Source organism: Zwartia vadi (assembly GCF_030410375.1).
GTDB classification, from domain to species: Bacteria; Pseudomonadota; Gammaproteobacteria; order Burkholderiales; family Burkholderiaceae_B; genus Zwartia; species Zwartia vadi.
Window position 1 is genome coordinate 65,449 of sequence record NZ_JAUHHE010000012.1, and the last position, 24,119, is coordinate 89,567.

21 protein-coding genes and 1 pseudogene are annotated in these 24,119 nt (G+C 46.0%); 15 read left to right on the forward strand and 7 right to left on the reverse strand.

Annotated elements, in window-relative coordinates:
- The first annotated feature begins 40 nt into the window (after window positions 1-40).
- Both QWY27_RS11440 and QWY27_RS11445 read left to right on the forward strand, forming a co-directional pair.
- Entirely contained in the window at window positions 41-361 is a 321-nt protein-coding gene (locus tag QWY27_RS11440; protein ID WP_290198500.1) for a type II toxin-antitoxin system RelE/ParE family toxin, read from the forward strand.
- A gap of 1 nt (window position 362) precedes the next feature.
- Window positions 363-650, forward strand: coding sequence for an addiction module antidote protein (locus QWY27_RS11445; RefSeq protein ID WP_290198501.1), 288 nt, complete (start codon window positions 363-365; stop codon window positions 648-650).
- Here the strand turns inward: QWY27_RS11445 and QWY27_RS11450 are convergent.
- The 3 genes from QWY27_RS11450 to QWY27_RS11460 form a co-directional block, all read right to left on the reverse strand.
- Window positions 647-862, reverse strand: coding sequence for a hypothetical protein (locus QWY27_RS11450; RefSeq protein WP_290198502.1), 216 nt, complete (start codon window positions 860-862; stop codon window positions 647-649). The genes QWY27_RS11445 and QWY27_RS11450 overlap by 4 nt on opposite strands.
- Before the next feature lie 14 nt (window positions 863-876).
- Window positions 877-2,223: a cardiolipin synthase ClsB gene (clsB, locus tag QWY27_RS11455; RefSeq protein ID WP_290198503.1), complete on the reverse strand. Its 1,347-nt coding sequence runs from the start codon at window positions 2,221-2,223 to the stop codon at window positions 877-879.
- Window positions 2,224-2,650: 427 nt separating this feature from the next.
- Window positions 2,651-3,532: a DMT family transporter gene (locus QWY27_RS11460; RefSeq protein ID WP_290198504.1), complete on the reverse strand. Its 882-nt coding sequence runs from the start codon at window positions 3,530-3,532 to the stop codon at window positions 2,651-2,653.
- Between the two features lie 226 nt (window positions 3,533-3,758).
- Here QWY27_RS11460 and QWY27_RS11465 point away from each other — a divergent pair, with 226 nt between their 5' ends.
- The 3 genes from QWY27_RS11465 (at window position 3,759) to QWY27_RS11475 (ending at window position 6,591) form a co-directional block, all read left to right on the forward strand.
- On the forward strand, window positions 3,759-4,727 hold the full coding sequence (locus QWY27_RS11465) for a glycosyltransferase (protein ID WP_290198505.1): 969 nt from the start codon (window positions 3,759-3,761) through the stop codon (window positions 4,725-4,727).
- Between the two features lie 11 nt (window positions 4,728-4,738).
- Window positions 4,739-5,335, forward strand: coding sequence for a hypothetical protein (locus QWY27_RS11470; RefSeq protein ID WP_290198506.1), 597 nt, complete (start codon window positions 4,739-4,741; stop codon window positions 5,333-5,335).
- Between the two features lie 122 nt (window positions 5,336-5,457).
- Window positions 5,458-6,591 carry a glycosyltransferase family 4 protein gene (locus QWY27_RS11475; protein WP_290198507.1) on the forward strand — a complete coding sequence of 378 codons (1,134 nt, stop codon included), beginning with the start codon at window positions 5,458-5,460 and terminating at the stop codon, window positions 6,589-6,591.
- 34 nt (window positions 6,592-6,625) lie between these two features.
- Here the strand turns inward: QWY27_RS11475 and QWY27_RS11480 are convergent, their stop codons facing one another.
- Window positions 6,626-7,903, reverse strand: a complete 1,278-nt coding sequence (locus QWY27_RS11480; RefSeq protein ID WP_290198508.1) for an O-antigen ligase family protein — start codon at window positions 7,901-7,903, stop codon at window positions 6,626-6,628.
- A gap of 163 nt (window positions 7,904-8,066) precedes the next feature.
- On the opposite strand from QWY27_RS11480, the gene QWY27_RS11485 reads away from it, so the two are divergent.
- The 3 genes and pseudogenes from QWY27_RS11485 to QWY27_RS11495 all read left to right on the forward strand — a co-directional run bounded on the left by QWY27_RS11485 (window position 8,067) and on the right by QWY27_RS11495 (window position 10,282).
- Window positions 8,067-9,173 carry an MraY family glycosyltransferase gene (locus QWY27_RS11485; RefSeq protein WP_290198509.1) on the forward strand — a complete coding sequence of 369 codons (1,107 nt, stop codon included), beginning with the start codon at window positions 8,067-8,069 and terminating at the stop codon, window positions 9,171-9,173.
- A pseudogene (locus tag QWY27_RS11490) lies at window positions 9,173-9,613 on the forward strand (glycosyltransferase); the annotation flags it as partial. The gene QWY27_RS11485 and the pseudogene QWY27_RS11490, both read left to right, overlap by 1 nt.
- Window positions 9,614-9,637: 24 nt before the next feature.
- Window positions 9,638-10,282 (forward strand): glycosyltransferase, encoded by a 645-nt coding sequence (locus QWY27_RS11495; RefSeq protein ID WP_290198551.1) that lies wholly within the window; start codon window positions 9,638-9,640, stop codon window positions 10,280-10,282.
- Here QWY27_RS11495 and QWY27_RS11500 read toward each other — a convergent pair.
- The 3 genes from QWY27_RS11500 to gmd are packed head-to-tail and all read right to left on the reverse strand — an operon-like array spanning window position 10,261 to window position 13,346.
- Window positions 10,261-11,412 carry a glycosyltransferase family 4 protein gene (locus QWY27_RS11500; RefSeq protein ID WP_290198510.1) on the reverse strand — a complete coding sequence of 384 codons (1,152 nt, stop codon included), beginning with the start codon at window positions 11,410-11,412 and terminating at the stop codon, window positions 10,261-10,263. The two genes, QWY27_RS11495 and QWY27_RS11500, sit on opposite strands and share 22 nt — an antisense overlap.
- Window positions 11,412-12,305 (reverse strand): GDP-mannose 4,6-dehydratase, encoded by an 894-nt coding sequence (locus QWY27_RS11505; protein WP_290198511.1) that lies wholly within the window; start codon window positions 12,303-12,305, stop codon window positions 11,412-11,414. Before QWY27_RS11505 ends, QWY27_RS11500 begins: the two co-directional genes overlap by 1 nt.
- Window positions 12,306-13,346: a GDP-mannose 4,6-dehydratase gene (gmd, locus tag QWY27_RS11510; protein WP_290198512.1), complete on the reverse strand. Its 1,041-nt coding sequence runs from the start codon at window positions 13,344-13,346 to the stop codon at window positions 12,306-12,308.
- A gap of 132 nt (window positions 13,347-13,478) precedes the next feature.
- Between gmd and QWY27_RS11515 the strand changes: the two genes are divergently transcribed.
- The 7 genes from QWY27_RS11515 to QWY27_RS11545 all read left to right on the forward strand — a co-directional run bounded on the left by QWY27_RS11515 (window position 13,479) and on the right by QWY27_RS11545 (window position 24,115).
- Window positions 13,479-14,894 carry a mannose-1-phosphate guanylyltransferase/mannose-6-phosphate isomerase gene (locus QWY27_RS11515; protein ID WP_290198552.1) on the forward strand — a complete coding sequence of 472 codons (1,416 nt, stop codon included), beginning with the start codon at window positions 13,479-13,481 and terminating at the stop codon, window positions 14,892-14,894.
- On the forward strand, window positions 14,894-15,685 hold the full coding sequence (locus QWY27_RS11520) for an ABC transporter permease (RefSeq protein WP_290198513.1): 792 nt from the start codon (window positions 14,894-14,896) through the stop codon (window positions 15,683-15,685). The genes QWY27_RS11515 and QWY27_RS11520 overlap by 1 nt, the downstream gene beginning before the upstream one ends.
- A complete protein-coding gene (locus QWY27_RS11525) occupies window positions 15,685-16,908 on the forward strand; it encodes an ABC transporter ATP-binding protein (protein ID WP_290198514.1) in 1,224 nt (407 codons plus the stop codon). Before QWY27_RS11520 ends, QWY27_RS11525 begins: the two co-directional genes overlap by 1 nt.
- On the forward strand, window positions 16,901-18,133 hold the full coding sequence (locus QWY27_RS11530) for a class I SAM-dependent methyltransferase (protein ID WP_290198516.1): 1,233 nt from the start codon (window positions 16,901-16,903) through the stop codon (window positions 18,131-18,133). Before QWY27_RS11525 ends, QWY27_RS11530 begins: the two co-directional genes overlap by 8 nt.
- A gap of 5 nt (window positions 18,134-18,138) precedes the next feature.
- Window positions 18,139-20,676: a glycosyltransferase family 4 protein gene (locus QWY27_RS11535; protein ID WP_290198517.1), complete on the forward strand. Its 2,538-nt coding sequence runs from the start codon at window positions 18,139-18,141 to the stop codon at window positions 20,674-20,676.
- A gap of 101 nt (window positions 20,677-20,777) precedes the next feature.
- The gene (locus tag QWY27_RS11540) at window positions 20,778-22,745 is read left to right on the forward strand and encodes a hypothetical protein (protein WP_290198518.1); all 1,968 of its coding nucleotides are present in this window, start codon (window positions 20,778-20,780) and stop codon (window positions 22,743-22,745) included.
- Between the two features lie 5 nt (window positions 22,746-22,750).
- Window positions 22,751-24,115: a UDP-glucose dehydrogenase family protein gene (locus tag QWY27_RS11545; RefSeq protein WP_290198519.1), complete on the forward strand. Its 1,365-nt coding sequence runs from the start codon at window positions 22,751-22,753 to the stop codon at window positions 24,113-24,115.
- The last annotated feature ends 4 nt before the right edge of the window (window positions 24,116-24,119 follow it).

Consider the following 24,119-nt stretch of genomic DNA (forward strand, 5'->3'; position numbering starts at 1 on the left):
TGAGCTTTCAATATTTTAGCTTATAAGCTAAAATTACATAATGTATAGGTTAAAGCATTACGTAAATAGTTCTGGTGATGATTTATTCGGAGCTTGGTTAGACTCAGTTATTGATATACGGACACGCTCTCGTATCGCTGCACGATTGGTTCGTCTTAACAATGGCAATTTTGGTGACTGTAAACCTGTCGGCGAAGGAGTGTGGGAGTTACGTGTTGATACGGGACCAGGCTATCGCATTTATTACGCAATAGATAATGGGAAAGTGATTTTGCTTTGCGAAGGTGGTGATAAGCGGACACAGAGATCTGATATCAAACGCGCTATTGTGCGCTGGCAAGATTGGAAAGAGAGGAAATGAAATGAAAACCGTGAATCATGATGAGTGGTTAACTAATCAATTACAAAATGCCGAGTTCGCTGCGGAATTCATCAATGCGGCTATCGAGGACGATGACCCAAAAACTTATTTGACAGCGCTGAGACTAGTTGTTGAGGCCAGAGGCGGGATAAAAGAAGTCGCTGAAAAAACAAATCTCTCAAAAGAGAGTCTTTATAGGACCTTATCCGCACGCGGAAATCCAACGATCAAAACATTGTTTGCAGTACTGAATGCTACAGGTTTAAAAATGGCAGTATCAGCACATTAAGAATCAACCTTTCGATTCTTTTTTAATTTTGGCGAAAATAAAGTTGATTTGAGCCTAATTTTTGAAGCAGCTTCTGCTTCTTTGTCATCTTGAACGATCTGAGCTTCAATCTCTTCTTCAGTTGTGGCATCCACTCGGTGTGTGTCGATCCTACCGCAGGATTTTGAAGAAAGATCTATTTTGATTTTTATGAGTCGATTTTTTATAGACATACTCTGTCAATAATTTAGTAATGATCACTCTTGCCAGAAAGCGCCACACCGATTCGTAGCAGCAAATAACTCAGCCCATCAGCAATCCGTCCTAGCAGAGGTCGACGGCCATAGAGGGTGAGCTCAATAATCTGACTTCCTCGTGTCATGGCGTTTTCTAGCGACTGGCGCAGCTGAGCAGTAAAACCCGCATCATCGATGAGTACATTCGCCTCTCGAGCCAGCAACAAGCTAAAGGGATCGAGGTTGGATGAACCTACAAACGACACGCCATCGATGACGGCGACCTTTGCGTGCAGGAAGCTTGGCAGGTACTCATAGATCTCAATGCCTTCACGTAAAAACAAATCATAGATCCAGCGTGTGGCGTGATATTGCATCTGATATTCGATTTTGCCTTGCAGGAGGAGGCGAACCTTGACGCCGCGTCTTGCTGCATCGATCAGCGCGCGTCGGAGTTTTCCGCCGGGCAGAAAATATGCGTTTGCGATGATGATTTCATTTTGCGCCGCAGCGATATGAAATAAATAGGTGCGCTCGATCGTCCGCCTGTAACGCAAGTTATCACGCAAGATCACAGCAGCGCGCATGTTGACTGGGCTGATAGGGGATGCAGTGGGTGAAACTTGAGTATTCACTGATGAGTTGGCTGCTTTGAGGGCGCGCGTTGAGCCTCTGTTTCTTTTAAAGTACCTCAGTCGCATACGCAAATGCTTGAGATGCATAGGTCGCCAACTGCGTGCTACCTTTTGCGGGCGAAGGCCTGACTCGATGTCAGAGGAGCTATCGCCATTGTTTGCCTTGCTGTACTTTCGAGTGCGTAACCACAACAGATCAATTGCCTCTACGAGGTCCGTCACAATCGGACCGGTTACACGCACTGCATAGTCATAGCGCGGGTCGGTTGTGCGCACATCAGGATCTGCAGTGGAGTAGTCGTCCTCAAAATTAATCCCGCCCACAAATCCCACCGTGCCGTCGACGACAACGATTTTGCGGTGTAGTCGCCTCAGGCGCATGAAATCAAAAGATTTCAACGTGAAGCGTTTCGGCTCAGGCCGATAAATCCTGCACTGCCCGCCCGCCGCCCTAAGTGCACGTGCGATCGTCTCATCCTCTGCAGCGCTGCCATAGCCGTCAATCACTACCCGGACCTTGAGACCACGCTTGGCAGCCAACATCAAATGGTGGAGCAGCTGCTTTCCAGCGATATCGAGTCGAAAAATGTACATCTCGACATGGATGCTCTTCTTCGCTCCATCAAAAGCTGCGCAGAGAGCAGGAAAAAGTTGAGTTCCGTTTTCTAAAAGAGAAACATCGTTGCCGGTTTTCCAACGCAGATGAGGATGGGCGAGCTGCATTTCGGGTTAATGACCTAGCAGCTGTTGGTAGGCACTATGCAGGACAGGTAATAGAAGTGTGATGATGGTGGGAAGCATAATGCCGAAACACCATTTGAAAATACGACAGTCAGACTTAAGTTCTAGAGTTGACTCAAGGATAGCTTTTTCTAACTGAGCTGTTGCGTTGATTAAATCGATTTGTGTCAAAACAGGCGAAATCACAAGCTTCCCTTTTGATAGTTAGTGCCTCTCAGTCTGAGCCAACAATCCCTTAGATTCAATCCTTTCGAACACCTAGATACGTAAACACCACAGTACAAGAATTGCAACTGAATGTTGCTAGCTTATTGACAAGATCGAAGCAAATACGCCTGCGATCGCATTTATATAGCCTAAAAGCGATAAAATTAAATTATCGTTTATAGGTGATAATTTTTGCTTTCCCTTATGCTTTTCGTGCAGGCCGCCTACCCACAAACCCTGTCGCAAGCGCCGTTCCCAGCAAAATCACTCCGCCACCGAGCACGACCCTTAGGGTGATGCTTTCCCCCAAAAACAATGAGCCCCAAAACACGCCAAACACGGGAATTAAAAACGTCACGGTCATGGCGCGTGGCGGGCCGATGCGGATGAGTAAGCGGTAGTAGAGTACGTAGGCAATCGCCGTGCAAAGCAAGCTCAAGCCGAGCAAGGCTGCCCAGGATGTGGTTGAAATCGGCGCCACGGGCCAGGTGTAAAGCGTGAGCGGGAGCAGCACAATGCCCGCTGCGATCAGCGATCCGGCTGCAGTCGCGATCGGGTCGGCGTCCATCAGATATTTCTTGGTGTAGCTCGCCGCGATCCCGTAAAAGATCGGAGCGGCCACGCCTGCAATGACTGCATAGGTCGATGCGGTGTCGCTAAAGGACAGCTTGTCCCAGACCAGCACCAGGATGCCGGCAAAGCCCACCATCAGGCCAAACATGCGCAGGGGCGGGAGCTTGTCCTTGAGCCAGACCCAGGCGATCGCGGCACCCCAGAGTGGCGTGAGCGCATTGATAATCGACATTGTGCCGACCGGCAAGGTCATGGTGGCGAAGTTGAAAAAGATGAAGGGAAGCGCAGAACTGAACAGCCCGACGATGATGATTGAGCGCCAATAACGTCGGATCACGGAAAGCTTGTCGTTTAAAAACAGGACAGGCAGCAGCGAAAGTCCACCAATGAGCGTGCGCGCACCCGAGAGGGCGACAGGACCAAAGTCCTCGACAGAGAGTCTGATGAATAAGAAAGAGCCACCCCAGATCGCAGCAAGTAACAACATGGTGTAGACATCGGTGCGGCGCATAATTGGGTGAAGCTTTTAAGAGATGATGCGGGTTAAATAAGACACCAGCAATAGAGTTAGATGAGATATTCACGGAATCATTTAAACAATCCGAAACGAAATCATAGGATAATTTAAAATTGATATAAGTTAATGATGAGTATTTGAAGTTGTTTTACTCTTATATCTAATCCCCTTGTGGAGAACTGTGCTAATTATGTCGAGTCCTGTGACTACTAGTGTCCGTATGACCCCTTCTTTAGTTGCTTCGGCAAAAGCACATCACCTTGTCATCGTCATGCCCGTTTACGAGGATCGTGAAGCTGCTGGGCAGCTGTTTCGCGAGCTCTATGCCCAATACGGGAATTCAATTTTTATTGTGGCTGTTGATGATGGTTCCCTTAAAAATCCTATTAATGCTGAGCATTTAGATGAAATCGGCTTACCGGGAGTTGTTATTCATTTGCGACGCAATGTTGGTCATCAGAGAGCGATTTCAATTGGATTGCATTACGTAGCAGATAATTTCCCTAATGCTCCATGCACAGTTGTGATGGATTCTGATGGAGAGGATTTGCCGAGTACGATCCCGCAATTGATTGCCCCCCTTGAATCCGATGACATTGATGCTGTTGTGGCGCAGCGTAAGAGCAGAATGGAAACGATGCATTTCAAGTTGTTTTATGTACTGTACAAGTTCTTGTTTCGCTTGCTTACAGGTAGAAAAATTAACTTTGGTAACTTTGTTGCTCTAAAACCCGCAGCAGTCAGACGACTGACATCGATGCAGGAGCTTTGGACGCATTTGGCTGGCTGTGTTTTGCTGTCCAAATTACGCACACAATCTGAGCCGATTGATCGTGGCCCCCGTTATGCTGGCAAAAGTAAGATGAATTTCACGGGTTTAGCTTTGCATGGCTTTAGAGCCGTGATGATTTTCGCTGAAGATGTTTTAGTGCGTGTTGGAATCGTTAGTGCCTTAGTGGCTGCATTGTCTATCGCTGCGGGACTTTTGGCGACAGTGTTGAAAGTCATTGGTTTTGCGACACCAGGTTGGTTTTCAGTATCAATTGGGATTTTGTTGATCGTATTTTTACAAACGGGTGCCTTGACGCTGGTTGCACTGATGCTGGGCGGGGTCATGCGAGGAGGCGCAGAATCACCTCAGCAGTACCGTAACTATATTGACCATGTAAGTTATACAAAGAGTATTTAACTGAGTTTCTGATGAAATATTTAAAATTTTTTACTCTTATATTTGTATTTGTCATCGCTTTGATGGCCATTTACGTCATTCACAGCTGGTTTTTTAAAGTGGATGTGGTGTTTTATAGCGCGATCGGCGATGGCGTATTGGCTGCACTTGTTACATTGATCATTGCATCTACAGTAAAGTGGTTCGGCGTATTTTCTATTTTTGAAAAGCTACAGATGTTTTTAATCTGTCTTTTATTGGGCTATGCATTTGCCATCTCTGTACCAACAGTGATCGATCGTTCTCTTTCTATGTATATTTTAGAAAAACTTCAACAGCGCCATGGGGGGATTCAGTTAGCTGCATTTGATGTTGTATTCAAAGAAGAGTACATGAAGGAGCATCGGCTAGTTGATATTCGTCTCACTGAGCAGCAGCAATCTGGAACGATCGTGATTGAAAATGGTTGCGTTAAATTGACAAAATGGGGTCACTTTGTCGCCAGCACTACTACTTGGATTAGACAAAATCTATTGCCCAAAAATCGTTTGATCGGCGATGCTTACACTAGTGACTTGACTTCACCGATGCAAAATAGCCTTGAGCGAACAGACTATTTGTGTAGGTGACTGTTGGGTCGTTTTCTAATTACTTGTTTCATAGCTTAGCTACTGAATCATCTAATTTTTCTTGGTTTTCCTGGTAAGCAGATTTAGTAAATCATACGAGAAGTTTTTTATAAAGTGATCATATGCGCTTGGCGTTCAATGCAACGGCTTTACTGAGTCCGTTAACCGGCATAGGCCAGTATGGTTTTCATTTAGCGGGCGAGCTTCTACAGACCCCAAACTTGGAAACTGATTTTTTCTATGGAACCTTTTGGGATAAGAAGCGCATCGTATCCAAGCCACCAGGTCTTGCGCAGGCAGCACCTCTAGTCAAGAGACTTACACCTTATTACACACAAATAAGCCGTTTGTACCGCCAATATAAATTTTCTAAGCAAGCTAAAGTTGGCAGATATGATGTTTATCATGAGCCAAATTATTTGCCACTTAGATTCAGCGGTCCGACTGTCATTACCGTACATGACTTGTCATGGATTCGTTACCCGGAAACACATCCGGCAGAGCGCGTTTTAATGATGAATCGTTATTTCGATAAAGCATTGCGTCAAGCTAGTGCTTTAATTACTGACGCTGAGTTTGTGCGACAAGAAATTATTGATACTTTTGGTGTGAGCCCTGAAAAAATCACTGCTATTCCTTTAGGGGTTGAGTCGATTTTTAGGCCAAGGGCAGAGAGCGAAACTCAAGACACCTTACGTACGCATGGACTTGTGCATAAAAGTTATTTTTTAACAGTTGGCACGCTGGAGCCCAGAAAGAACTTAAGTCTAGCCATTAGGGCTTATGGAGCTCTGCCCGATTCAATTCGCAAACGATTTCCACTTGTAGTGATTGGGATGACGGGTTGGCACTCCACCGAAATAGAGCGGTTGATTGCACCCCTTCAGCGTGCCGGCTACATCCGTCAACTGGGCTATGTAACGCGAGATGATTTAGCGACAATTATGGCTGGTGCGACGACGTTGATATATCCTTCTATTTACGAAGGATTCGGATTGCCTCCTTTAGAGGCGATGGCGAGCGGTACGCCTGTTATCTGTTCAAACGTATCGACACTGCCAGAAGTCGTAGGTGATACAGGCATTTTGATCGACCCGAACGATTCAGAAAAACTGCGGATACAGCTAGAAGCAATCACGAGTGATCAGCATTTATGCCATGACCTTGCTGTTCGAGCAAGAAAGCGATCTTTATCATTTACTTGGGCGCATTGCGCACAACAAACCTTGAATGTATATAAAAGTGTTGCTATTTGAAATAAGTATTTTGTGCTCAAGCCATTCAGAATCTTTAGCATTTCCTATGTAGTAGGTTGTTTTTTTGCGGGTCAGAGATCGCAAGTAGCCATGCAATCATGACGGCATAAAAGCTGACGACATGCATGGCTCTAAACATCAGTTCAGTGATGCCAAACATAAAAAATCCTGTACTGACTGCAAGCCCCATTGCCGCAGAGACCTTGACTGACTGGGGAGATCCGCGTGTCATAATACGGCGTAAAAAAATATAAGCGGGTGCAAAGTAAGCGAGTAATAAGGCTAGAAAACCAAAAAAACCGTAAGCCGCGAGAGTCTGCATGCTTTCGCTATGTGCTTCACCAAATTCTTCTGCAACACGTGGAGAAACTACCCCAACAGTGGCAAGCTCTTTAAGCTTTTTAGGGAAATTTGCCGTGGAGCCACTGCCTAAGAGCGGATTTTCTTTGAACATTATCCATGAGGTACGCCAGAGCTGCAGTCTGATGCAATCAGAAGTCCATGCAACAGTGTTGACTGACAGGCACTCCATTGTTTCACGGGCGCCTGATTTAATGCGCTCATGAAAAGTGGAGTTTGATAGGAATACGCCAGTGATGACTACCAGTCCTAGGCAGAGGGAAATTATGGATTTTTTACTATTTAGCTGCCTGTAGAAAATTAGACCACCAATGAATAAGAAAACCGGCAAGGTTACCCAAGCAGTTCGTGTTTCAGTAATTGCTACGCTAAGTAATCCAACAGCTGTTGTGAGCAGCTTAAAGCCTGCTTCTAACTTCGGACTTTTAGTCAGTTTCCATAGAGTTGAAAATGCTGACAGTACAGTCATCAGCATTAAAAGGTTACCGTAAGTCAGGGCATTATGTATAAAGCTGAGTTCGGGACGAACACTTGTATTTTGTAAAAATAGCCAAAAAACATACCCAGCCGCGACCCAGACAGAAAGCATGAATCCCCAAATAGATTGCTTTAGGGTGTCAATTTCGAGCTTAAGACACGCACCCAGTAGCAACGCGACTCCAGCTGCGAGACGAAGTGAGCGCTCTAAGTCTGGGCCGCTAAATTTTCCATGAAAGGCGCTTGATATCAGTATAATTAGGGAGCTTGAAAAAAGAGCTAGAACAAGATATCCGTATTGTGAAAAATAATATTTTGCGTCATTGAGCTCAAATTTTGATACGCAAAGGTAAGCTGCTGAAAAAACGAGTAAAAAGGCCGCTGCGCTTACATTGCCGATGCTGCTCAGGGTCATGATGGGCAGCATGGCAATGAGCAGGGGTACTAAGCGCATAGCTATGCGGTTCAAAAGCATTATGATTCTACCGGGACAAATTTATAGCCTGTCCCTTAAATGAGCTGGCTAAATAAAGTTAAGCAATTCTTACTATGATACGCACTCAGTTAACGCATACCAAGCAAGGGATCTGCCAAAAGGAAAATTTTAACGCTTCCTTACAAAAGAGCGCATAATTTTTATGACTTACCTCTTAGGTACTTTTGTGTTGTCACTAATCAGCACCCTGTTCTTGGTGAAGTCCCATCGCTTTCATGGTCGCTATACGAGTGATAGTGACTTTTTGGGGACCCAGAAATTCCATACTCAACTGGTTCCCCGCGTAGGTGGTATCGCTTTGTTTTTTGCAATGCTCGGTACGTGCGTCATTGCAGCGTATCGAGATGGTGATGAAATTCAAGGTTTAATTTTATTGCTTGTGGCTAGTTTGCCGGTTTTCTTCGGTGGATTGGCAGAGGATATCTCCAAGAAAGTTCGCGTCCGAGTTCGACTAGGATTGGCGTTGGCCAGCGGTGCTTTGGCCTATGCCCTGCTTGGAGCCGCTGTGACCAGATTAGACATTATCGGCATTGACTGGTTATTACAATTTACGGTTATTTCATTTACGGTTTCTATATTTGCGATCGCTGGCTCTGCCAATGCAATCAATATCATCGACGGCTATAACGGCTTAGCTTCAGTTGTTTCTGCAATGATTTTTGCAGGTTTAGCTTATGTATCTTTCTACCTCGGAGACCGATTGTTACTGGTGGCTTCAGTGGGCATGATCGGTGCTATTTGTGGTTTTTTGCTGTTGAACTATCCAAAAGGGCTCATCTTTTTAGGCGATGGTGGGGCCTATTTTATTGGTTTCATGATTTGTACGATCTCTGTTCTGATGCTCGCAAGACATCCTGAGGTGTCCCCATGGTTTCCTTTATTGCTTTGTATTTACCCGGTATTTGAAACCCTTTTTTCCATTTACCGCAAAAAACTGCTCCGAGGAAAGTCCCCCGGTGTCCCTGATGGTGTTCACCTCCATATGCTTGTGTACAAAAGGCTTGTGCGATGGGCGGTCGGTTCGGACGAAGCGAGGCTGATCACTCAACGAAATGCGATGACCTCACCTTATTTATGGGTCCTTTCTTCAATGGGGACAATACCTGCTGTCTTGTTTTGGCAGTATCCTCACGTACTGATGGTTTTTGTATTTCTTTTTGCGGTGAGTTATGTGGTCTTATATCGCCGATTAGTTTTATTTCGCATGCCCAAATGGCTCGTATTACAAAAGAAGAAGAGAAATAGTTAATGCGGGTACTACATGTTTTCAAGACATTCGCCCCGGATACCTATGGCGGCATAGAGCAGGTCGTAAAAATACTTGCAAGTCACACTCAGGCATTAGGTATAGAAAATAGAGTCATCGTTTTGACTGCTGGACAGCCGCGAAAGGATACTGAGCCTTCGGGGTTCATTGTTCAACGGTATAAGCAGGATTTGTATCTTGCATCAACTGGATTTTCGCTTAGCATGTTTTCACATTTTTCCCGTGAAGCGGCTTGGGCAGATGTCATGCATATGCATTTCCCTTGGCCGTTTGCTGATATGTGTTATTTGGCATCAAGAGTCAATAAACCTTCGGTCTTGAGCTATCACTCAGACGTTGTGAATCAGCCCTTTCTAAATAAACTCTATGCGCCTCTTAGGAATCAATTTTTTTCAAAGATGGCAGTGATATGCGCAGCCTCGCCTGCCATCATGCATTCGAGTCCTGTGCTAAAAAAGTTTCATGACAAAACTCAGTTGATTACGTACGGCATTGAGCATTTCCCTCAGTTAGCACTGGATGACAAGGCCGTTCAAGCTTGGCGGCAACAGTATGGCCCGCGGTTTTTCTTATTTCTTGGCGGCCTTCGTTACTATAAAGGTCTGCATGTTTTGTTAGATGCCCTGCATGGCCGTGACTATCCGACTGTGATTGTAGGAAGGGGTAACGAACAAGAGGCCTTAAGATCCCAGGCAAAAGAGTTAGGATTGAAGAAAGTGTTTTTTATTGACGAGGTCAATGACGTTGAAAAGCGAAGTCTCATGCGGGCCGCATACGGATTTGTTTTCCCCTCTCACTTGCCATCGGAAGCCTTTGGTATCGTTCTAATTGAAGCTGCTCAGCAGGGCCTGCCAATGATTTCGTGCGAAATTGGAACAGGCACAAGTTATGTTAATCGGGACAATCAGACAGGGCTGGTTGTTGAGCCATCAGACCCAGTGGCCTTTAGAACAGCACTTGATATATTTTGGGAAAACCCCGAAAAAACGAAACATTGGGGTGAGGGGGCACTGAAGCGCTACCTAGAAAAATTTCGTGCACAGACGATGGCCGAACGCTATATTGAAACCTATAAAAGCGTTTTACGATAAACACCCAAGGTTGCTTTTGCGCATGTTTCCCAAGTAAATTGACGTGCTCGCGCGAGCCCTAGGTTTTTGTTCTTTTCCACGAGAGTATTGTCCTCAAGAGAACGTTGCATCGCTATACAAATTTCTTGTACATCAAGTGGATTGATCAATATCGCTGCATCTCCAGCGACCTCGGGAAGGGAGGTCGTATTAGAGGTAATGACCGGGACGTTCGCCGCAAAGGCCTCAAGGACGGGCAGACCAAAGCCCTCCGCTAAAGATGGGAACACCAAGGCGCTCGAAAGCGTGAGGATAGGTAAAAGGTCTACGTGTGGCACGTGCTGTAACCATCGCACACTGCCATTTATTTTTTCTTGGTCAATCAGGTTGAGTACTTCTTCAGATTTCCACCCCGCACTGCCGACGATGATTAGAGGCGCTCTCTTGCGTATGGTTTCAGGCAACATTCTGTGCGCTTGAATCGTGCGCGCGATATTTTTCCTGGGCTGTAAGGTCCCAACAGAAATAAAAAACATTTCTGGTAGCGCATATTGGTACTTGACATGATGGATGCGCTTTTGAGAGACACACTCAAACCATTCAGGTGCGACACCCAGCGGAATGACAGTGATTTTTTTTGGCGAAATATTCGCCCATTGAATTAACTGTTGTTTTGAGTAATCCGAAATCGTAATGATGTTGTCGGCCCAATCTAAAGCGCGACGCCATAGAAAGTTTTTAGTCGCTCTGAACTCACTTCTGGACCATTCGGGGTGAGAAAGTGGCAAGGCGTCCATGATCGTGGCGACGACCGGCACGGTGGATGATTTAGGAACGTAGCGATCTGTCGCATGAATGAGGTCGACTTTTATGGATAATTGACTTAACCCACAAAATCCTCTTTTAGTCGCCACAGACCACGCCGCGCTCAAAGGGTAAGGCGCAAGCTTGATTGGCGCAGGTGCAAGACTTTGACAGTTCAGAGATCCAAAAGAAAAGGGTATCAGCCTAGGAGGCTCTAGTGTCGCATTGAGCGGATCGGATCTCTTCCATTGTGACATCAGCTCTCTGCTGTAAGTGCCAATTCCGTCTAGGGATCCGTTGTTCAGACCCTTGCAAAGCGCAGTGACTCCAAAACCGACGTTAAGCATTACTTGTTCAGCATCCACGCCAACGTGTCTGATAATGGTCGAGGATCCCAGTTTGTGAAGAGTTGTGTGAGCTGGGTGCAGTCACCCCCTAAGCGGGTGACTTCGTTGGCCCTGACAAAAGCAGGATTGACATTGATTTCAATTTGATGCCCTGTAATGTCTGACGCTAGAGACATCACTTCACGCAGAGATATCAAATTTCCGGAGCACACATTAAATGTTTTTCCGAGTGGTTTTTTTAGGAGCAATTCCCGATAAGCGCTCACCACATCTCGTACGTCGTTAAACTCCCTCCAGACCTCGAGATTACCGAGATTGATAGATTTTTCTTGACGTAAAAAATGGGAAACAATCTTTGGGATAAGAAAATTGTCGGTTTGACCGATCCCTGTGTAATTGAAAGGTCTCGCAATGACGATAGGTAATTTAGGCATCCAGGTCTTGGCCATAAACTCCATGGCAAGCTTGCTGACGGCATAATCATTAGACGGGTTAGGAGGATGTGTCTCGGCGATCAAACCTTCTTGGGCGTTACCATACACATTGGCACTGCTTGCCAACAGGACGCACTCTAGTTGATTCGCATAAGGTTCGAGGGCTTGCAGGAGATTTCGAGTGCCGATCAAGTTGACTTCATAAAAAGCCGAAGGCTGGCTATGTCCAACAAACGCGATGCCTGCGAGATGGACAACGACATGTGGTTTGATTTGAGCGATAGCAGCCTGTAAAGATAATAAGTCAGTCAGGTCGGCTTTGATTGACAAGCCCTCAGTGGAAGACTCGCCGATCCCACAGATCAGATAGCCAAGCGCACGGAGCTCTGCAGCCATGTAGCGACCCGTAAAGCCGCTTAAGCCCGTGATGAGTGCGCGCTTTTGATCGACGTCACTCATTTAGAAAGAAAAACCTTTTCGATTACGGTCGATATCGGCTACCACCATCATTTTGCAGAGCTCTTCAAGCGAAGCTTTAGGTTCCCAGCCAAGTTTTGTTTTGGCTTTGGCTGGATTACCGATCAACAGATCTACTTCAGCTGGCCTATAAAATTTGGAATTGACTCGAACGAGTGTCTTGCCTGTCTTAATACAAATACCTGTTTCATTTTCTGCAGAGCCTTTCCAGTCAAGCTCGAAATTAGCGGCTTTAAAAGCCATCGTGACAAAATCACGAACAGTTTCTGTGCGATTGGTCGCAAGCACATAGGTATCAGGTTCGGCTGCTTGAAGCATGCGCCACATGCCTTCAACGTAGTCTTTAGCAAAGCCCCAATCGCGCTTGGCATCCATATTGCCTAGTTCGAGCGTGTCGAGTTGACCAAGCATGATTTTGGCGACAGAGTCTGTAATTTTCCGAGTGACAAACTCGCGACCGCGTAAGGGTGACTCGTGATTAAACAAAATGCCGCTTGCGCCGAAAATATCGTAGCTCTCGCGATAATTGATGGTCATCCAATGGGCGTAGAGCTTTGCAACACCGTAGGGACTGCGAGGATAGAAAGGCGTCTCTTCAATCTGTGGAATAGCCTGCACTTTTCCAAACATCTCAGACGTGCTGGCCTGATAAAATTTCACCTTGGGATTGACAATACGAATCGCCTCTAACAAGTGGACGGGACCTATGCCTGTAATGGCGGCTGTTGCAAGAGGTTGTTCAAATGAGACGCCAACGAAACTTTGTGCTGCTAGGTTATAAACTTCAGTTGCTTGTGTAGTCTCAAGAAGTCGGATGCTGGATGATAAATCGGTCAGGTCATACTCAACGAGCTTAAGGTTAGGGTGATTTTGGATACCAAGTTCATCGATGCGCCAAAAGTTGACAGAACTTGTGCGGCGATAGGTGCCGTAAACTAAGTAATTCTTTTTGAGAAGAAGCTCAGCTAAATATGCTCCGTCTTGACCAGTGATGCCCGTCACAATCGCAATTTTGTTTATCACGCCGTTACCTAACCTATTGTTTTAAATTGATAATTATTATAACCATTGCTCTAGGCAAGACCTACCTAAGGTGCAATCCATATGCGCTAGAATGACTTCATCTTGATCGTTGCTATAAAAAAATATACTTACATGAAAATTGTACCAATCATTCTTTCAGGTGGGGCCGGAACTAGGCTCTGGCCAGTATCTCGTGAACTACACCCAAAGCCTTTTATACAGTTGTCAGATGGCCAAAGTTTGTTGCAAAAATCTTTTCTCAGGGCGCGAGGCATATCAAAAGTAGAAGAAATCCTGACAGTTACTAATCGGGATTTATATTTCAAGACTTTGGATGAATACAGAAGCACTGGGCAGACAAATTGCCGACTAGGATTTATTCTTGAGCCAGAGGGTAAAAATACAGCACCTGCCATAGCTGCAGCTGCCCTAGCGTGTGTGGTGCGCTATGAGCCAGAAACTATATTACTCGTTCAAACGGCAGATCATCTTATTGCTGACTTGACAGCATTTAATCAAGCCGTTGAACAAGCAATAGAGTTAGCCATGAGCGGTAGCATTGTTACCTTTGGGATACAGCCTACAGAGGCAAATACTGGTTACGGCTACATCGAGGCATCGGGTCATCATGTGATGCGATTTGTGGAAAAGCCCGATGCGGCGACTGCTCAAACTTATCTGGATTGCGGGCGTTATCTCTGGAATTCGGGAATGTTTTGCGCAAAATTAGAAACTTTACTCAGTGAACTGAGGCAGTATGCGCCAAACTTGATGAGCATTGTTGAGGAAAGTTTGACTCAATCAGTATGTATTGAGGGTACTCAAGAATACCGGATCGAATTAGATCCAAAGAGATTTTCTGCTGTTGACAATATTTCGATTGACTATGCCTTGATGGAAAAAACAAAGCGCGCGGCCATTGTGCCGTGTAGCATTGGTTGGAGTGATATTGGCTCATGGAGTGCGCTCGGAGATCTAGCGAAGACAGATCTCAACGGAAATAATACGCAAGGCGATGTTTTTATACATGACGTGCAAAACTGCTATTTGCGCAGCGAGGACCGTATTGTCGCGGCAGTCGGTATAAGAGACTTGATCGTTGTTGATACGCCTGACGCTTTGTTAGTTGCAGAAAAGTCTCACGCGCAGGACGTAAAGCAGATCGTCGCTCAATTAAAGTCTGCTGGACATGAGTCATATAAATTGCACCGCACAGTGCATCGTCCTTGGGGCACTTACACAATTCTTGAAGAAGGCTTGCATTTCAAGATCAAGAGAATCGTCGTCAAGCCTGGCGCTTCGCTTTCACTACAAATGCATCATCATCGCAGCGAGCACTGGATTGTTGTTGAGGGTATGGCACAAGTTGTAAACGGTGAAAAAGAACTCATAATTGTCACAAATGAGTCCACTTTTATTCCTGCTGGACATAAACACCGACTTGAAAATCCAGGAAAGATAGATCTTGTATTGATCGAAGTGCAAAGTGGGCAGTATTTAGGCGAGGATGATATTGTGAGATTTCAAGACAATTATGGGCGTATTTAATGCGCATCCTATTTAGTATTTGGGCCTATCGCAGCTTTATTTTCGGTAGTGTCAAAAGAGAGTTTCAGTCGAGATATCGCAATTCGTTGCTAGGAGCCGCATGGACGGTGATTAATCCGCTGGCAATGATTATTGTATACACCCTGATTTTTACTCAAATCATGCGGGCAAAATTACCAGGTATTGAAAGCCAGTATGCATATAGTATTTACTTATGCACAGGCGTATTGACCTGGGGGTATTTTGCTGAAATTGTGACACGTGCTCAAAATGTTTTCATAGAAAATGCCAATTTAATTAAAAAAATTAATTTTCCACGATTATGTTTGCCCGTTGTCATCGTGGCGAATGCAACCTTAAATTTTCTTATCATTTTTGGTTTATTTACGATATTTTTGATTATCTCCGGCAGCTTTCCTGGATTTATTTATTTATCGCTTATTCCTTTATTGATCATTCAGGTTGCCTTTTCAATTGGATTAGGAATTACGCTTGGTGTATTAAATGTATTTTTCAGAGATGTGGGACAGTTTTTTAGTGTTGTCATACAGTTTTGGTTTTGGCTTACGCCGATTGTTTATCCAGCGGCGATTTTGCCTGAGTCAGTGAGGGCTTATCTTGCCTATAACCCGATGGTCAATTTGATGGTTGCCTATCAAGACATCGTTGTATATGGCCGCGGGCCGAACTGGAGTTCTTTATGGCCATTGACCTTGCTCGCTGTATTTTTTTGCGTGTGGGGATTTTTGCTTTTTAAAAAGCGCTCTGGCGAAATGGTGGATGAACTTTGATGGGCGCAATCGTTGTTGATCATGTTGGTAAGGCGTACAAACAATATCCATCGCGTTGGGGGCGGTTGGCCGAGTGGGTATTTCCTTTTTTTAAGTCAAAGCACCAGCTCCATTGGATTTTGAAAGATATTAGTTTCAAGATCAACTCTGGGGAAGCTGTCGGAATTGTAGGCATTAACGGCGCAGGTAAAAGCACGCTGCTAAAAATGATCACCGGAACGACGACACCGACCACTGGTCATGTCCATACCTCAGGGCGTGTCGCGGCGATGCTTGAGCTAGGCATGGGGTTTCATGCGGACTTTACTGGACGACAAAATGCCTACATGTCTGGGCAGTTGTTAGGCTACAGCGTAGAGGAGATCACTCAGCTTATGCCCAAGATTGAGGCTTTTGCTGAAATTGGTGAATATATGGATCAACAGGTGCGGGTGTACTCAAGCGGCATGCAAATGCGCTTGGCATTTAGCGTTGCGACTGCACACCGTCCGGATATTTTGATTGTGGATGAGGCATTATCTGTCGGCGATGCTTATTTTCAACATAAAAGTTTTGAACGCATCCGAGAGTTTCGGCGCGAAGGTACAACCTTATTGATCGTTTCTCATGATCGAGGTGCTATTCAAGGGATTTGCGATCGGGCCATATTGCTCGATGCCGGTCGTCTTGCGATGGAAGGTGATCCTGAAAGTGTGATGGATTATTACAATGCTCTGCTGGCTAAACGTGAAAATAAAACAGTACGCCAAGAAGTCAATGCACAAGGAAAGATTCAGACGACTTCCGGCAGCGGCGAGGCGAGCGTTTATAAAATAGCATTACTTAATAATGTTGAAGAGCCCATTGAGGTTGTCGGTGTTGGTCAACAGGTGACCCTGCGTGTAGAAATCCAAGTTAACGATGCCTTGCCAGAGTTAGTTCTTGGCTATTTGATCAAAGATCGTTTGGGCCAATCTATTTTCGGGACGAACACGCACTTCTTGAAGCAGCCGCTTACACAAGTAGAGGCTGGTCAAAAATTTATTTATCACTTTAGTTTTCCAATGATGTTGGGTGAGGGAACTTACTCAATCGCAACAGCACTACACACCACCGATACACATATTTCTAAAAACTATGAGTGGCGAGACTTGGCTTTGATTTTTAATGTTGTCAATATCGAACAGTCCCGCTTTGTCGGCGTAACGTGGTTGCCTCCAAAAGTAGAGCTCTTAAATGAGTAAAAATTTTTATAGAGCCTTCGAGGATAAGCATAGAGGTTCACGCCAGCTGATTAAAGGAAGGCTTGAGGCTTATATGCCTTTCGTTAAGCCGTTACTGGATATCTATCCTGAGGCTCAGGCAATTGATTTAGGCTGCGGACGTGGAGAATGGCTTGAGCTGCTTGGCGAGGTCGGATTTAATGCTCGCGGCGTTGATCTGGATGAGGGCATGTTGCAGGCGTGCAGAGAATTAAATCTCAAGACAGAATTAATGGACGCACTGACAGCATTGCGGCAATTGCCTGATTCAAGCCAGGCAATTGTTTCAGCGTTCCATCTGATAGAACATATTCCTTTTGAGGTTTTATTGGCTTTGGTTGAAGAGGCCAAGAGGGTATTAGTTCCTGCCGGACTATTGATTTTTGAAACGCCTAACCCTGAAAACTTAATCGTTGGTACGTCCAGTTTTTACCTTGATCCCACTCACGTCAAACCCATACCTCCGCTATTACTAGCATTCCTTCCTGAATACGTGGGTGGTTATTCGAAAATCAAGATGGTAGGACTTCAAGAGCCTGCTCAAAAAGCAGAGTATGCGCTTGAATTGATTGATATTTTTACGAATGTCAGTCCTGATTATGCGTTGATCGCGCAATCCCAAGCACCAAGCATTATCGCTGAACAAACGAGTGCAGCTTTTTTTGTTGAGCGTGGCGTGACTTTGCCTATGATTTCAACAAAATTTGATGAGCAACTGCGATTGAAATTCGGACATGCTGAAGCCTTATCACAGCAAGCCCTTCAAAGAGCGGAGGAAGCAATTAAAAGGGCGGAGGAGTCCATGCGCGAAGCTATGAAAGCTGAACGGGCCTTGGTGGCCCTTCACAATAGCCACTCATGGAAATTAACTGCCCCCTTGCGTTGGGTTAGCCATCAACTTAGTCTGCTTAAACAGCATGGGATTGCAACAAGGCTGAAGTTATTGATAAAAAAAATCGCAAGACCTTTTATTCGCTTAATTGTTAAAGTTTTAAGAGCTTACCCCCGTCTTTTTAGTTGGACGCAAGCGGGATTGAAAGCCTTCAATGCACAGTATTTACTTAAGAAGTTGTCTAGCCGTGTTTCTGGCACGGATGAATTACCCCCTGTTGCACTTCAAAACAGCTATTTGCAATTAGGTCCGTGCAGCTTTAGGGCTGAAAAGACGTTGGACACGTTAAAAATTGAAATAAAAAAGAGAATATAGATCGCATGCGAATTGTTATTGACTTGCAAGGTGCACAAACTGCGAGCCGTCACCGAGGTATAGGCCGATATTCGCTTGCGCTCGCACTGGCGATGGTAAAGCGTCGTCAAGCTCATGAGGTCTTGATTGTTCTCAATGGTATGTTTCCTGAAACCATTGAACCTATTCGGGCGGCATTCTGGGGCTTGTTGCCACAAGAAAATATCCGAGTGTGGTTTGCTCCTGGGCCGGTTGCGCATATCAATCCTGACAACGCTTGGCGTGGACGTGTCGCCGAAGTCTTGCGCGCAGACTTTATTGCGAGCCTGAAACCCGATGTGATTCACATCACCAGCATGATCGAAGGGTATGACGACGATGCTGTGCACAGCATTGGTGTTGGACCGCTGCAAGGCGTGCCGACCGTTGTGACGCTTTATGACCTCATTCCATTGATGCAGCGCGATGTATATCTCAAACCTCACCAGAGGTTTGAAGCTTTTTATATGGAGCGCTTAACGCATCTTTCCAGAGCAAGTGCTTTTCTTGCGATTTCCAATTCATCGCGTCAAGAAGTGATTCAGTATTTACATGCCCCGCCTGAGCGTGTCAAAAACATCTATGCCGCAGTAGATGAGCGCTTTAAGCCTCTTGAAATCGCATCAGATGAAAAGTTCGCCCTGAGACTCAAGTTCGGTCTGACCAAACCATTTTTGATGTACTCCGGCGCTTCTGACGAGCGTAAAAATCATTTACGACTGATCGAAGCGTTTTCAATGTTGCCTCCCGATTTACGGGGGAAATACCAGCTTGCGATCGTGGGCCGACTTCCCCACGTACACCGACAGGGTTTCGAGGCGCAAATTAAGTCTTGTGGTCTCACGAGTCATGAAGTTGTGATTACTGGCGCTGTGGATGATCGTGAATTGATTGCTCTGTACAACATGACCGAGCTTTTTGTATTTCCTTCTTGGCATGAAGGTTTTGGATTGCCCGCGCTTGAGGCAATGTCGTGTGGGGCTCCTGTGATTGGTTCAAATACCTCAAGTGTGCCCGAGGTGATCGGAAGAGCAGATGCTTTGTTTGATCCTTTCGACTCGACAGCGATTTCGCGCAAAATAACTGAAGTTTTATCAAATCATGCACTGCGCCAAGATCTTCGGCGGGTTGGTATAGAAAAAGCGGGAAACTTTTCTTGGGATCGCAGCGCAGAGAGTGCGTTAACCGCTATTGAAGACTGGTTTGAACAAAGGAACCACTCAACCGAAGCAATACAAACACATACCGCAGAGGAGCAATATGTCGCCCAGGTATGTAGAGAAATTGCATCCATTCCAGATACCCCACCGGATGAGCAGTCTTTACGTTTTGTGGCGAAGGCCTTAACTCAAAATCATCGCGCAACAAAAAATAAACACCTTTTCGTTGACGTATCAGAGTTGACGCAAAGAGACACTCAAACAGGCATACAGCGTGTCGTGCGCAGCATCGCCTCAGGCCTCTTAAATGACCCGCCTGCAGGATATATGGTGCACTTGGTTTATACCTTGCCTGGTGTTCACGGCTATCGTCATGCAAAACAATTTACAGCGAGTCTTTTGGGTCATCCTCCTACCAATGAACACGATGATTGGATCGAGGTTTATAGCGGTGATATATTTTTAGGTTTGGATTTGAACTATCTTGTTCTTCAGCAGGATCTTTTTTTCAAACATTTACGAGAAATTGGCGTTCATACGCATTTTGTCGTATACGATATCTTGCCGATCATCGCACCCGAGTTATTCCCACCACACGTGGTGCAGGTTCACACGCAGTGGCTTGAGTTCATTGCGCGTGGGGATGACTTGTTATGTATTTCCGCAACGGTTGCTGAGCAGGTTGCTCGAGCATTGCCGTCGAGGGATCTGACGACCAAGCGCCCTCTGGAGATCAATTGGTTTCATTTGGGAGCGGATATCAACCAATCGATCCCGTCTACCGGACTGCCAGACAATGCAGACGAAGTGCTCACTGCTTTAGCAAGTAAAAGTACATTCTTGATGGTGGGAACGCTTGAGCCAAGAAAAGGCATCATGCAGGCGGTTCAAGCATTTGATGTTTTGTGGAAAGACGGTTGTGATGTCAATCTCGTTTTAGTTGGAAAGCCCGGCTGGGATCAAGAAACGCTGATGGCGATGATCCGCGAGCACAAAGAGCTTGGGCAGCGTTTATTTTGGCTCTCAGGGGTGAGCGATGAGTTTTTGCAAAAGATCTACGATGTTTCGGATTGCCTGATTGCTGCGAGTCATCATGAGGGCTTTGGCTTACCTTTAATCGAAGCGGCGAAACTGGGTCTCCCTATTATCGCGCGGGACATTCCTGTTTTCAGGGAGGTTGCGAGCACCTATGCTTATTATTTCCCTGATCAGCATGACCCAGAATCAATGGCGGTAGCAATACGTCGATGGATCGGTCTTCGTGCGCAAGACGCACATCCGAAATCTGAGGCTATGCCTTGGTTGACGTGGCAACAAAGCGTTGAGCAGATCGTTGCCGTCCTACAAAGATCGTCATCACAATGAGTGACTTTTCTACCTCCACTAACGTAGCTGCCAGGCGACAACTGCGATTTGAGCGGTTAGGGCTACTTGCAATTTTCTCCATGGGATTCTTTGGTTATCTCATGCATACCCTGGATTGGTTTCGTGCGCTGCCAGGCGACTTGGGCGATCCGAGATTCAACAGTTATGTTTTAGAGCATCTGTATCAGTGGATGACAGGGCTTGCCCCAACGTTGTGGAGTCCAGCTTTCTTTTATCCTTTTGAGGGAACGCTCGCCTTTAGCGATAACCACTTTGGTACAGGATGGATTTACGCGCTGATCAGAGTGATGGGTTTTGATCGCGAGTACGCCTACGCCGGCTGGTTTGCAGTGGCCGTCATTCTTAATTTCTGGGCAAGCTATTACGCCCTCAAAAAACTCAACTTTTCAGTCATCGCCGCTGCAGCCGGGGCTTTTACCTTTGCATTTGGTCTCGCGGTGCTGCATAAAGAGGCGCATGCACAGCTGACATATCGCTTCGCGATTCCACTCGCGTTTTACGCGTTTTATCAGTTTTTGCTGAGTGGTCGTTCAGTCTATCTCGCCCAAGCTGCAGCCTGGGGTGCGGTGCAATTTTATCTTTCCATTTATCTTGGCGTGTTCCTCGCCTATCTGTTGTTCACAACGGCTGTCGTTTATTGGGCCGTCAATCCTCAACGCACAATATTCCAACTGCGACAACTCAGAGCGAGTGGCATCACGCGATCTGGGATCATGAGCTGTAGCGTGATCTTTATTTGCGCTATTTTGGTTGCAATACTGCTCTATAAATATCAGAGTGTTTCTCTTCAGTATGGTTTTCGTCGGAGTGTCGAGGAGATTATGACGATGCTCCCGCGCCCTGAGAGTTATCTTGTGGCGGATCGGTCTGTGCTGTCGAGTTGGGTGGGGAGCTGGGTGTCAGGTATCCCGATGCGCCACGAGCATCAAATGTTTTTTGGCCTTGGAATCAGTGTGATCGCCTTTGTGGGTTGTGTGCTGGCCTGGCGGCTTGAAAATAACGGCTCGCTCGTAAAAGTTGCAGCGATCACTTTGTTAGCCTTGATTCTGTTGACGACGCTGTTTGGATCGTTTTCTTTTTATCACCTGGTGTTGAAGGTGCCAGGATTAAGCTCAGTTAGAGCGGTCTCCAGAATCGTGTTGGTGATGATGCTGCCTCTCGCTATTTTGGTGGCGGCGGCCTTTGAGGCGATCCATCAGAAATGGAAGGGTCAGTCACAGCCGAATCTGTTGACTGGTGCACTTTTATTGATGGTGGCGGTTTTGGTGCTGACGCTTGAAACCGTCATGTACAAACCTTACAACTCTCCCGTTGCGGCTTGGCGAGAGCGGAAAGCTGAGGTTGAAAAACTATTACCTGCCAATATCCCTCAGGATGCCATTCTTTATCTGACTCAGAAAAAAGACGAACATTTCGCCTTTACTGAAGTCGATGCGATGGTGGTGGCACAAGACAGACTGTTACGAACGCTCAATGGTTATTCAGGCAATGCGCCCAGGGGCTATACCCCACCAGATCCCTGTATTTCATATAAGAAGCGATTAAATGACTATTTTTCCCAATACCCGACTTCTACGCTTAATCAATCAAGTCTAGAACGCCAAATATTGACGCTGACAAGAGAGCGCTGTGCGCACGAGCCTTCGGTGAGCGCGGGTTGGGTGATTACAGGCGAGGCAGCAGAAAATATTGAATTAAATCTTAGTACGGTGGAAAGCGCAGAGGGTCTTCGGCTAACATTAGTGGTTAGAAATCGGTTCAACGTTGCGTTTTCCACTTTGCTCGGTAAAGGCCCTGTTAGATTATCTTGGCGATATGTTCCTTTAAATAAATTGGGGCAGCGTATGAATGATCCCGCTTGGGAAACCCGCAGAGATCTCTCATTTAATCTAAAACCAGATGCAGTCCATCAGGAAGTCTTTACGATCCCGCGTCCTGCCGCAACTGGTAGCTATTTGCTTGAGGTCACCCTGGTACAGGAAGGTGTGCGCTGGTTTCACGATTTAGGAATGATGATTCCTTCAATAAAAATTGATGTTAAAGGGTAGTACTCATGAAGATTCTTGTTGTCGGTGCAGGATATGTGGGTCTGGTGACCGCGGCTTGCTTGTCTAGTACACAGAACGAAGTGGTGTGTGTAGACGTAGACCAAACACGCATTGCGATGCTGATGCGCGGTGAGATCCCGATTTATGAGCCGGGTCTGAAAGAGATTGTCGATACGTCTGTGGCCTCTGGACATTTGAAATTCTCCAACAGCATTGAATCGGGATTAAAAACGCTCGTTCCGGATGCAGTGAGCTCAGACGCGACATCGACACTTATTTTTATCGCCGTCGGTACACCACAAGGCGAAGATGGTTCGGCAGATTTGCGTTATGTCTTGGCCGCCGCCAAGGAGATTGGCCAGATCATTTGGTCTCCAACCATTGTGATCAATAAATCTACCGTCCCAGTTGGGACAGCAGAGCTGGTCAAAGGCCAGGTTGCCTGGGAGTTGTTCCAGCGTAAGTGCTTTATTGATTTTGATGTCGCCAGCAATCCAGAGTTTCTCAAAGAAGGCGCAGCACTAGACGATTTCTTTAACCCTGACCGGATTGTCATTGGTGCAGAGAGCGAGGCAACGAAAGTGCAATTGCTCTCGCTTTATAAGCCTTATGTCAAAAATGAACATCAAATCTTGACCGTGGGTGTCAAAGAAGCTGAGCTGATCAAGTACGCCTCAAACGCTATGCTGGCGACCCGGATCTCTTTTATGAACGAGATCGCAACGGTCTGTGACCGCTTTGGCATTGATGTGGAGGCTGTTCGACAGGGTGTAGGCTCGGACTCCCGCATTGGACCTGCGTTTTTAAAAGCGGGCTGTGGCTACGGTGGCTCATGTTTCCCAAAAGATGTTCAGGCCTTGGTCCGTATTGCTCAAAGCGTTGGGGTTGAGCCGATGGTGCTCAACGGCGTTGAGTCTCGCAATAAAAAGCAAAAGAAATATTTGTTTGAAAAAATCGTTGCTCAGCTCGGCAAGAGTCTTGCCGGAAAAACGGTTTGTGTTTGGGGCTTAGCTTTTAAGCCCGACACGGATGATATGCGAGAGGCCTCATCGATCGATTTAATTCAAGATCTATGCGTTGCTGGTGCGCGCGTTGTTGCGCACGATCCCGTTGCTAACGAAGTGGCCAAGAAAGTATTTTCTGATTTCATACGGAGTGGTTATCTCACCATCGTAGAGGAGCCGTTAGACGCTGCGCAAGACGCGGATTGTCTTGTTTTAGTCACTGAGTGGAAACAGTACAGTGCAATCAAGCCTGAAGACCTCAAGCGCAGATTAAAGTCGTTGGTGATATTTGATGGCCGCAACCATTTGGATGCAACGGCATTTAAACAGCTGGGATTTCAATACAGTGGCGTTGGCCGCAACTAAACTC

Bases quoted from the DNA above. Each gene is read 5' to 3' on its own strand.
- QWY27_RS11440 (WP_290198500.1), top strand. From the start codon at position 41: ATGTATAGGTTAAAGCATTACGTAAATAGTTCTGGTGATGATTTATTC.
- QWY27_RS11445 (WP_290198501.1), top strand. From the start codon at position 363: ATGAAAACCGTGAATCATGATGAGTGGTTAACTAATCAATTACAAAAT.
- QWY27_RS11450 (WP_290198502.1), bottom strand. From the start codon at position 862: ATGTCTATAAAAAATCGACTCATAAAAATCAAAATAGATCTTTCTTCA.
- clsB (WP_290198503.1), bottom strand. From the start codon at position 2,223: ATGCAGCTCGCCCATCCTCATCTGCGTTGGAAAACCGGCAACGATGTT.
- QWY27_RS11460 (WP_290198504.1), bottom strand. From the start codon at position 3,532: ATGCGCCGCACCGATGTCTACACCATGTTGTTACTTGCTGCGATCTGG.
- QWY27_RS11465 (WP_290198505.1), top strand. From the start codon at position 3,759: ATGACCCCTTCTTTAGTTGCTTCGGCAAAAGCACATCACCTTGTCATC.
- QWY27_RS11470 (WP_290198506.1), top strand. From the start codon at position 4,739: ATGAAATATTTAAAATTTTTTACTCTTATATTTGTATTTGTCATCGCT.
- QWY27_RS11475 (WP_290198507.1), top strand. From the start codon at position 5,458: ATGCGCTTGGCGTTCAATGCAACGGCTTTACTGAGTCCGTTAACCGGC.
- QWY27_RS11480 (WP_290198508.1), bottom strand. From the start codon at position 7,903: ATGCTTTTGAACCGCATAGCTATGCGCTTAGTACCCCTGCTCATTGCC.
- QWY27_RS11485 (WP_290198509.1), top strand. From the start codon at position 8,067: ATGACTTACCTCTTAGGTACTTTTGTGTTGTCACTAATCAGCACCCTG.
- QWY27_RS11500 (WP_290198510.1), bottom strand. From the start codon at position 11,412: ATGCTTAACGTCGGTTTTGGAGTCACTGCGCTTTGCAAGGGTCTGAAC.
- QWY27_RS11505 (WP_290198511.1), bottom strand. From the start codon at position 12,305: ATGAGTGACGTCGATCAAAAGCGCGCACTCATCACGGGCTTAAGCGGC.
- QWY27_RS11515 (WP_290198552.1), top strand. From the start codon at position 13,479: ATGAAAATTGTACCAATCATTCTTTCAGGTGGGGCCGGAACTAGGCTC.
- QWY27_RS11520 (WP_290198513.1), top strand. From the start codon at position 14,894: ATGCGCATCCTATTTAGTATTTGGGCCTATCGCAGCTTTATTTTCGGT.
- QWY27_RS11525 (WP_290198514.1), top strand. From the start codon at position 15,685: ATGGGCGCAATCGTTGTTGATCATGTTGGTAAGGCGTACAAACAATAT.
- QWY27_RS11530 (WP_290198516.1), top strand. From the start codon at position 16,901: ATGAGTAAAAATTTTTATAGAGCCTTCGAGGATAAGCATAGAGGTTCA.
- QWY27_RS11535 (WP_290198517.1), top strand. From the start codon at position 18,139: ATGCGAATTGTTATTGACTTGCAAGGTGCACAAACTGCGAGCCGTCAC.
- QWY27_RS11540 (WP_290198518.1), top strand. From the start codon at position 20,778: ATGCATACCCTGGATTGGTTTCGTGCGCTGCCAGGCGACTTGGGCGAT.
- QWY27_RS11545 (WP_290198519.1), top strand. From the start codon at position 22,751: ATGAAGATTCTTGTTGTCGGTGCAGGATATGTGGGTCTGGTGACCGCG.